The 9,268-nt window shown below is 46.8% G+C and carries 8 protein-coding genes; 1 reads left to right on the forward strand and 7 read right to left on the reverse strand.

Annotated features, from left to right (window positions below; all coding sequences use genetic code 11):
* The 6 genes from AC1DUA_RS11290 to AC1DUA_RS11315 form a co-directional block, all read right to left on the reverse strand.
* A partial coding sequence (locus AC1DUA_RS11290) for a PhnE/PtxC family ABC transporter permease (protein ID WP_477499836.1) occupies positions 1-579 on the reverse strand: 579 nt, incomplete at its 3' end.
* Complete coding sequence (gene phnC / locus AC1DUA_RS11295; RefSeq protein ID WP_477499837.1) at positions 569-1,357, reverse strand: phosphonate ABC transporter ATP-binding protein; 789 nt, start codon at positions 1,355-1,357, stop codon at positions 569-571. The genes phnC and AC1DUA_RS11290, both read right to left, overlap by 11 nt.
* 39 nt (positions 1,358-1,396) lie before the next feature.
* Complete coding sequence (locus AC1DUA_RS11300; RefSeq protein WP_477499838.1) at positions 1,397-2,455, reverse strand: phosphate/phosphite/phosphonate ABC transporter substrate-binding protein; 1,059 nt, start codon at positions 2,453-2,455, stop codon at positions 1,397-1,399.
* A gap of 40 nt (positions 2,456-2,495) precedes the next feature.
* Positions 2,496-3,635, reverse strand: a complete 1,140-nt coding sequence (locus tag AC1DUA_RS11305; protein WP_477499839.1) for a phosphonoacetaldehyde reductase — start codon at positions 3,633-3,635, stop codon at positions 2,496-2,498.
* Positions 3,632-4,444 carry a phosphonoacetaldehyde hydrolase gene (phnX, locus tag AC1DUA_RS11310; protein WP_477499840.1) on the reverse strand — a complete coding sequence of 271 codons (813 nt, stop codon included), beginning with the start codon at positions 4,442-4,444 and terminating at the stop codon, positions 3,632-3,634. Before phnX ends, AC1DUA_RS11305 begins: the two co-directional genes overlap by 4 nt.
* 155 nt (positions 4,445-4,599) lie before the next feature.
* Positions 4,600-5,376 (reverse strand): DeoR/GlpR family DNA-binding transcription regulator, encoded by a 777-nt coding sequence (locus AC1DUA_RS11315; protein ID WP_477499841.1) that lies wholly within the window; start codon positions 5,374-5,376, stop codon positions 4,600-4,602.
* 162 nt (positions 5,377-5,538) lie between these two features.
* Here AC1DUA_RS11315 and AC1DUA_RS11320 point away from each other — a divergent pair, with 162 nt between their 5' ends.
* Entirely contained in the window at positions 5,539-7,611 is a 2,073-nt protein-coding gene (locus AC1DUA_RS11320; protein ID WP_477499842.1) for an acyltransferase family protein, read from the forward strand.
* A gap of 52 nt (positions 7,612-7,663) precedes the next feature.
* Here the strand turns inward: AC1DUA_RS11320 and AC1DUA_RS11325 are convergent, their stop codons facing one another.
* Positions 7,664-9,187 carry a glycoside hydrolase family 31 protein gene (locus tag AC1DUA_RS11325; RefSeq protein ID WP_477499843.1) on the reverse strand — a complete coding sequence of 508 codons (1,524 nt, stop codon included), beginning with the start codon at positions 9,185-9,187 and terminating at the stop codon, positions 7,664-7,666.
* Positions 9,188-9,268 lie beyond the last annotated feature (81 nt).

Below are 9,268 nucleotides of genomic sequence, written 5' to 3' on the forward strand. Positions count from 1 at the left end.
TAGCTGTGGTATACAAGATGGAATCACGGATTGAAATAGGATAGAAAAATAACCGGCTCCTGTGGATCTTAAAGCCTCAACAGAGCTGCTGCTTACTTCATCGATCGACTCCGTGAAAGCGCGGGTCAAAAAGCCAAAGGAGCCAAAGAACAACGCGAAATATCCGGTCAGCACATTTTGGCCAAAAGAAATCAGCAAGATCATCGACCAAGCAGCGACATCAATATTGCGAAATACCGTCGCAATCGATCGGCTTACAAAGCCAAGCATGCCTCCTCTTCCCGTCGTATGGGAGCCTGCGATCGCGAACATCAAGGCAAACAAGGCAGCTACAGTGGTTGCCGCTATAGATACAAGGACGGTCTCTGTTAAGCTGCTGATAATAATGGGCAGCCGTTTCAATGCCTTTTCGTCCGGATAAAAATTACTGAAGGCCCATTCAGCCGCTTTAGGAATCGAGGTAAAACCTTTGATGACATTGTAATTCGTAATCATAATAGCGATAACCGTCAATGCAAGTAAAAAACCGCAAAATAACAGCGTATTCATTCGCTTTCTGGCAAAGAAATCAGGTTGCATAACGACCCTCCAGCTCGTCCTGATGCTCATGAAGCTCCGTGCCGTAAATACTCGCTAACTGTTCGCCATGAATCCCTGTCGAGGGACCGTTGTAAACGATAGCTCCTTTGTTCACGCCAAGTATCCGGTCTGAATATTTCAGCGCCACATCCACTTGATGGAGGTTAACGATAACCGTAATTCCCATGGTGGTAGAAATATTACGCAGATGATCCATAATGACCTTGGAGGCATTCGGATCCAAGGAAGCGATCGGTTCGTCGCAGAGCAGCATTTTGGGATTCTGCACAAGTGCCCTTGCGATCCCAACCCGCTGCTTTTGACCACCGCTCAATTGATCGCATCGCTTATACACTTGTTCTTCCAATCCGAGCGTTTTCAGAATCGCATAGGCTTGATGCTTCTCTTCTTTGGTATAAACCCCAAACACACCTTCCAGTGTGGACTTGTAACCAAGACGCCCGTGCAGGACGTTTTCGATGACCGACAACCTGTTCACTAAATTATAATGTTGGAAGACCATTCCCATCTGAGTTCGCAGCCGTTTCAGACCGCTCCTCTGAAGCTCAAGAATATTACTCCCACTAAATATAATTTCTCCATGACTTGCATCAATCATACGGTTAATACAGCGAAGCAGTGTCGACTTACCGGCCCCTGACGGGCCGATAATCGAAACAAACTCCCCTTCTTTCACAGTAAAATTAACATCTGTTAACGCTCTTGTATCCGTACCATACTGCTTTGATACCTGCTTGAATTCCAATAACGTTGTCATAGTTGCTCCCTTAATCGGTTTGGCATTGTTTCCTACCTTTTAGTTGGACAGCATTCTGACCGGACTGAAGAACCCATCATCCACGGTCAGAAATCTCTCTTTGCCGCTCTTCTGCTTGAACATGCCTGTCTCCTTCGAATCCTTAGGCAGGAAGATCAGAGGATTATTCGTTACCGCATCGGATGTAAATGTATCTACTAATTTCTTCTTGTCTTCTGCGCTTACCGTACCTGTGTTAATGGCAAATGGTTGATTCAATACCGGCGTAACGGAAATCAGCGTAAATTCTTTGCCAATCATCGTGTTAAACGGTTCACTTGCCCCCTGCTTCACTTTATATACCGCTCCAGGCGTGTTGGCCTTGCCTGAGCTCAGCTCGACATAGTTTGCAACGCAAGTATCACAGAAAGCGGCTACATCCGCCTTACCCATCAACAGATTCATCGCCGAACCTTGGTGGGTTCCTCCGAAAAGCACTTCGCTAAAGAAATTATTTTTGCCTCCCAGAATTAAATCATCGACGGTCAAACTTTTAGTCTTCTCTTTTTTGCTAAAATAATTAACGATGCCGGCAGAAGGAATTTTGAATCCGGATGTGGAGGAATTGGATACGAACGAAAACTTTTTGCCTGCGATATTATCAATCGAATAGCCGTCGCCGCTTTTATACGCTTGCTCTTCGCCTTTACGCACGTTTAACCAGCTGTAGTAAACCGCATCCTCCAGCGTCCCTGACTCTCCACTCGGAATGACCAACGGTAGAACCTTTGGGTTCTTTTTATTAGCTTCGACATAACCTTGCGCTCCCGTGTAGACAATGTCCGCACTGCCGCTGGCAATGGCTTCAATGGCAATCGTATAGTCCGTCGTCGTTTTGTGTTCCACTTTTTTACCAGTCGCAGCGGCAACCACTTTGCCGATTTCGTCCCGGGTACTTTTCATTTCTGCACCGGATTCATTGGGATACCACGCAATCGTGAGCGTATCTTTCGTCTTCACAGCTGCCGATCCGTTCTGCGCTTCACCGGCTTTCGTACCGCAACCTGCTGTTACCGCGATCAGTGATAATGAAAGCATAAGCGTTACTATTTTTTTCATTTTAAAAAGCCTCCCTAGTATTTGATCTAACCTACAGCTCTTATAATAGTGAAACGAGGATACGCTCGAGTTCTTCAGGCAATATTTCAACAGGATTATTATCCATTCTTCCCTTCGTGTACGAGAGAGACACCAAATGACGGATTCCTTCAACTGTAGCACCATATTGGCCTAGACGGCTTGACACCCCATAGAGGTTATAAATACTTTGAATGAAATGATCCACTTCATCCACGTTCGCAGCTCCAAATGCTTGCATCAACTTGTCCGGTTCAATTAATGCAGCAAGGTTATGCCTCATAACCGAAGCTAGTGTTAGGCTGGCCGCAATACCATGATCAATCCCATAAAGCATCGTTAGCGGATATGAGATGGAATGGCAAGCTGTTGTTCTCGTGTTGCTAAAAGCCAATCCAGCCAGCAAGCTTGCCAAGGACAACTGTTCTCTCCAAACCAGGTTCTCCGGTTCCTCAATCAATAATGGAAGGGTCTGCCGAATTCGTTCAATCGCTTGAAGCGAGTATACTCTGGTAATGGCATTGGTTTGAACGGACCAGTACGCTTCGGTTGCATGGCACATGGCATCCAGTGCAGTAGCTACGCTTAAACGCAGTGGCATCGTAACGGTCAACTCCGGAAGAATTAATGTTGCGCTCGCATACAGCCGCTCATCGCTCACGGAATATTTGCTGTCGTATTCTTCGTCCCATACCGTTGCCCAACACGTGACCTCAGAGCCTGTTCCCGATGTCGTCGGTATCCCGATCCATGGCGTATAAGAGGGCTCCTCACGGTAACGTTCACTTGTGATCGCTGAGCGAACTTCGTCTACGGTTTGATATGTCTTGCTCTGCAAAGCCGACAACACTTTGGCTGCATCCATGACACTGCCTCCGCCAATCGCCACAATCAGCTCATAGTCGAAAGGCTCGATCTCCTGCTTCAGCTTCAAAATATCCGCCACATTGGGATTATTCAGGGTAACTTCCACCAAGTTAGTTTCTTTCGTGGAAAGCATGTTCATGACGGGCTGTAAACAATTGCTTTTCTCAACGCCCGCCCCCCTCGTAAGCAGCAGAACCCTCTTGATGTCTGGGTAGCGTTTTTTTAATAAATCGGTGAATGCTTCTGCAGAGGCTGCTCCGAAAGATACAGCTACCGGATTGTAAAATTGGTTCATCTCATTACCCTCTCCAAGCCGCTGCGCTCAAGCTCCTCAATCACTGCCGGAAGCTGAGCGATCGATCCGATGATATAGTCTGCCCCTGCTTGCTCAAACGTTAATCTCGTTTGATTCATTCGTTCAGCGAGTTCATCCTCAGACATGCTCTGGGCTTCAGCCTGTGTTAAACCAAGCTCACTGCTTCCTAGAATGACAGCGACCGTCCAAACCCCGGCATTTCTGCCTTCGTGAATATCAGACACCGTATCTCCAACCTTAATGACGGATTTCGGAGGATAGATGCCAAGCTCCGTTAGGTTCTGAAATATCATATACGGATAAGGCCGCCCTGCTTTTACCTGATCAGATGCGATCATGAAGTCTGGTGAGTAACCTTTCCGCTTGGCTTCTGGTACGATGACCTCCATCATGCCTGAGGTGTAACCGGTCGTAGATCCAATGGCTACCCCCGCTTCGCGAAGTTGTTTCACCGTTTCCAAAGCTCCCGGAATCGGATCCGTGTACATTTTCAACGATTCCATCAAAATGGCTTCGAACTGAACATAGAGACGATCAACATCTTCTTTGACAGGTTCCTTCCCGAATGCTGCAACCCATTCGCTCTTTACTCTTTCCATCTGTAAAATAGCTTGAATATGATCCCATTTCAGAAGCCCCATCGGAATTCTTGCTTCCCGAATCATGATCGATACTCCCGCTTCTTCAAAAGTTTGCATAAAGGCATGCATAGGCGCGAAGCAACCGTAATCAATCACGGTTCCAGCCCAATCGAAAATTACTGCTTTAATGCGTTCTTTATACGTCATCGTAACTCCTCATTTCTTGGTGTCTTTTATAGTTCTGATTATAGATGCATATGACGCAAAAACGCAATACATTTTGCAATATTTTACGTGATTTTAACATATATATGCTGTTATATGCTGTTTTTAACACTGGGAAAACATAATAAAAACGCAAGCTAGGATAAGCTTGCGTTTATGATCGAGATATGATGTTTTTTATAGGTGTCCAGCAGGTCCCTATCCATGGAAGAATCCGTTACAATGGAATCAATTTGATCCAATCCGCAAATGTTAAGATAAGAGACGGTTTCGAATTTACTCGAATCCGCCACCACGATCTTCCGCTTGGCGCCCTTCAGCATCGCATTGATGACCTCGGCCTCACCTTGGCGGAAATCAGTCAACCCTTTCTCAAGGGAAATCGCGTTGATACTAATGAATGCAAGGTCGATATTGAAATTCATGATTTCTTCCTCAATGGAGCGCCCATACAAGGAGAACTCCTCATGATTCAAATAACCTCCCGGAATAATGACCGTGAAGCCCTTCTTCTGCGATAAAATATCCGCGATGCGAAGGGAATTTGTTAAGACCGTGAGTTTCTCGAAGCGAACGGCTAGCCGCTTGGCGAGTTCAATATTCGTCGTGCCGGCATTGAGAGAAACCGCTTGATACTCCTTCACCAGCTCCACGGCGTATGTGGCTAGTTCCTGCTTCCTTTCATTTTGCGTAATTTTACGCTTGAGAAACGCTTGATTCGTAGCTAACTCATCTCTTTTGGAAACCGCTCCTCCATGTACGCGCTGAAGCTTGTCCTCTTGCTCCAACCGTTCAAGATCCCTGCGAACCGTATCCAGGGAAACTTGCAAAAGCGATTTCAATTCCACGACGGTGACTTGCCCTTTGGATTCCAGTTCCAATAATATTAATCGATGCCTCTCCGGTGCAAGCATTTCATATCTCCTCCGCGTTTTTGCGTTTTTTAGCTTTCTTTTCCTTCTAAGGTTACCAAAAATACAGCATCGAGTAAATGTTTTTGGAAATTTGAACTCCTAATGGTAGATCTGAGTCTAAGTATTTGTTTCAGGAATCGACACATTAGGGGAGCTAGTATCATGAAGGAAGTCAAACAAAATCATCCACGCTATATGCCTGGATTGGACGGGATCAGGGCACTGTCGGTCCTTGCTGTAATTGCGTATCATCTCAACTGGGGGTGGGCCTCAGGGGGATTCTTAGGGGTAAGTGTGTTTTTTGTTCTCTCCGGTTACCTGATTACGGATATGCTGCTGGAAGAGCGCAAAAATAAAAATCGCATCGATCTGAAAAGGTTTTGGATCCGCCGCATTCGCAGATTGCTTCCAGCGATGTTGTCAATGATCATAGCTGTCGCCGTCTTTCTGGCGATATCGAATCATGCGAGACTCGTTTCCATACAGGGGGACATCTGGTCGGCTGTAACCTATACTAGCAACTGGTACAACATTTTCCACCATGTCTCCTATTTCGAGAGCTTCGGGCCTCCTTCACCGCTCGGGCATCTTTGGTCGCTCGCCATTGAAGAGCAATTTTATTTATTATGGCCTCTGATTATCATTGGCTTGAGTCGTTTCTTTAGTCCCACTCGCGGCAAGTTTGTTTTACTCACCCTCGCTGGTGCCATCATTTCTTATATCGCAATGGTGCTTTTATATGATCCCGGTACTGACCCTAGCCGGGTATATTACGGGACGGATACACGAGCATTCGGGCTTTTGATCGGTGCAGCCCTTGCTTTTATATGCCCTAGCCGTAAACTTCTCGACCCTACCTTACGCAAAAATCGTTCATGGATAAATTTGACAGGTGTCATCGGTCTTCTGGTAGTCATCTACATGTTCCTTAGGACCGGAGAATACGATCAATCGCTATACACCTGTGGTATGCTCGTGCTTTCAATTGCAGTCTCTTTCGTTATTGCAGCTGCAGCAAGTCCCTCTAGCTTTGTTAGCAAAATTCTCGGTTGGAAACCTCTACGCTGGATTGGTGTTCGTTCTTACTCCATTTATCTTTGGCACTATCCAGTGATCGTATTAACAAGTTCGAATAGTCCTAATGCGGATACAAGCTATTTTCTTCAAATGATTCAGTTATTTCTTAGTATCGGATTTGCGGCTTTATCCTACAGCTTCATCGAAACCCCGTTCCGAAGCGGCAATTGGCGCATCTGGACCAAGATTCCCGGATTTCGTTCGGAGGGGCGTGGGACTCTGCTGCAATTTAGGTTCTTTGTTCGACTCACACCGGTCGTCATTCTCGTACTCATCTTCGTTTCCTGCATGTTTAATCGGAGCAGCACAGAAGTAACATTCAATTCCCAAAGCTCGACGAACCCTAATGCGATTTCTTCGCCTTCCGTTCCATTACCGGATGAAACAAGCGGTATCCCGACAGCCTCTCCCGTTGATACAAAACCTGATGTAACTAACGCTGTTCCGACGCCTTCTCCTAAAGGCAAAAATGTCCCTGTTGTTTCGGCAAGCCCTGTCCCGATAGCTTCTCCTTCGCCGGAACAGACGGTTCTTGTCTCGACGCCAACACCTGTAACGGAAAGTTCAGCTGCTTTGACACCCCTTGCCCCTGGTGCAACAAATCAGGATAGGATTACACAGAGTGAGAAGAAGCCTGCCACTTCGACGAACTCATCCGGCGCTTATAAACTGGTTCCGTTAACCCAGAGGGTTACAGCTGTCGGCGATTCTGTCATGTTGGGCGCAGCCCCGGTTTTAGAGAAAATGCTTGAAGGGATTGTCGTAGACGGGAAAATCAGTCGGCAACTGTCGCAGGCTACGGACATTATTAAGCAATTCAAGTCCGATAAGACACTAGGCCAAATTGTTGTCATTCACCTCGGAACGAACGGACCTTTTACATCCGATCAGCTTGATAAGCTTATCGAGACGATTGGGGAAGAGCGGAAAATTGTTCTCATGAATACACGTGTGCCCCGAAAATGGCAAGATACGGTCAATGAAACGTTAGCAGATGCAAGCAAAAAATATGCGAATGTCGAACTTCTCGACTGGTATTCATTAAGTAAAGACAAGCCGGACTGGTTCGCCAGCGATGGCGTTCACTTGACGACCAAAGGCGCTGAAGCTTACTCCAAGTTTATTCTTGATTCTGTTACATCTATAAGAAAGGTATGATATGTAAAAAGCCGGGAATCCTTGTCTGATCAAGGATTCCCGGCTTTTATCGTCACTGTTTTCTATAAAACGGCAACCTATCCAGCGGCACTTCAATCTCCAACTTAGCAGGCCCCGACACGATTGTACCGTCATCTCCAGCCCATGTGCCTATTGGAAAAATGACTTGGCGAGATCGTGCCCCTTTGACGACAACAGGAGCAACTAACAGTGAATGGCCCAGCATAAATTGATCTTGAATCATCTCCAGACCCTCTTCGGGAAAATCATAGGCCATATGACGCAGGATTGGCTCCCCAGTCCGTGAGGCATGCTTAGCAAGATCAAGGATTTCTTCGCCAAAGGCGGCATGAAGTTGAGCTGCTTCTATACAATAGCGCAGATGCTCATCATCCAAAACCCGCCAAGGCGCTGCCGAGAACTGCATCATCGGAAATAAGGCCGAACATTGGGCTGAACGAACAAATAGTTCCGAATCCAACTGGTCAACTGAAAAACTCGTAAATTCGCCTCCGCCGATCATATCCGGGCACGTATACGCATAGCCGAGAAGTCCTTGTGCCAAACCATCCGGAATTAAGCAATCAAGCCCATTATCCTCCCATCTATGCTGCTTGTCTTTCAGCCTTTGGACCAATGGCTGCCCCGCAAGCTTCCAACAAGCGCGATACTCATTGAGCGGATATTTCAATCCGACCTTCGCCCATGCTTCACTATGGCCGTTGCGTGTCGTAATCTCATAACTCCAATCATCCGATTCATAGAACTCTAAATCGCCAGCATCCAACTTAAAGCCATCAATTCCGAATTGGGACTGCAGGGAATCAAGCTGCTCATGAATCCACGCAACGGCTTGGGGATTCGTGCAGTCCAGTACGGCGCTGTATCCGTTCCACCATTTGCGAATCGCCGTCTTCCCCTCGCCATCTTTTAAAAGAATACCCGCCGGTTCCAGTTTACGGAATGTGCTGGAGTCCGGGCTAATAAACGGACAAACCCAAAGCATGACTTTAAATCCCCAGGCATGCAGCTCATCAACCATCTGCTTAGGCTGAGGAAAACGTCCTGGATGAAACGTCCAGGTTCCGTAGGGTTCGTGCCAATTGTCGTCAATCATGATGACGCCAGGCGGCATGCCATTTGCGAGCACATCTCTTGCATATTGCAATACCTTCTCTTGCGTCGGATTATAGAGCAGCTCGATCCACAGGTTGTACTGCGGTGCAGTAAACAGAAGTTCCTCTGGCATTACTGGCACTGTCGGAAAAAACGTGCGGGCCGCATGACGGTATGCTCCTGCTAAAGTCTCATGCCCCTCTTCTACTTTCAGTGTGGCAACCTCGCCGATCACCTTTAGATCCTTATGATCAATCTCAAAAGCGAACGGCTCTTCGCTCCAAACGTATCGGCCTTTACTGGATACAAGCAGTGGGCAAACCTGGTTAGCACCGCTGCTCGCTGCTAAGTCAACACGAAATAACGTTGTGCCGAACGGCATACTCTTTCCGTCCGCGACCCGGCCTCCCCACCAATACTCGTCAGGCAATAATTCAATAACTAACTCATTATTAACCATCCAACATTCACTCCCTCTCTTTATACTCATTGTATCTCCAGAAGTATTGAGGGGACAATCTCAATGTAATGACTTATACTA

It is taken from the genome of Paenibacillus sp. 01T422 (assembly GCF_056398785.1).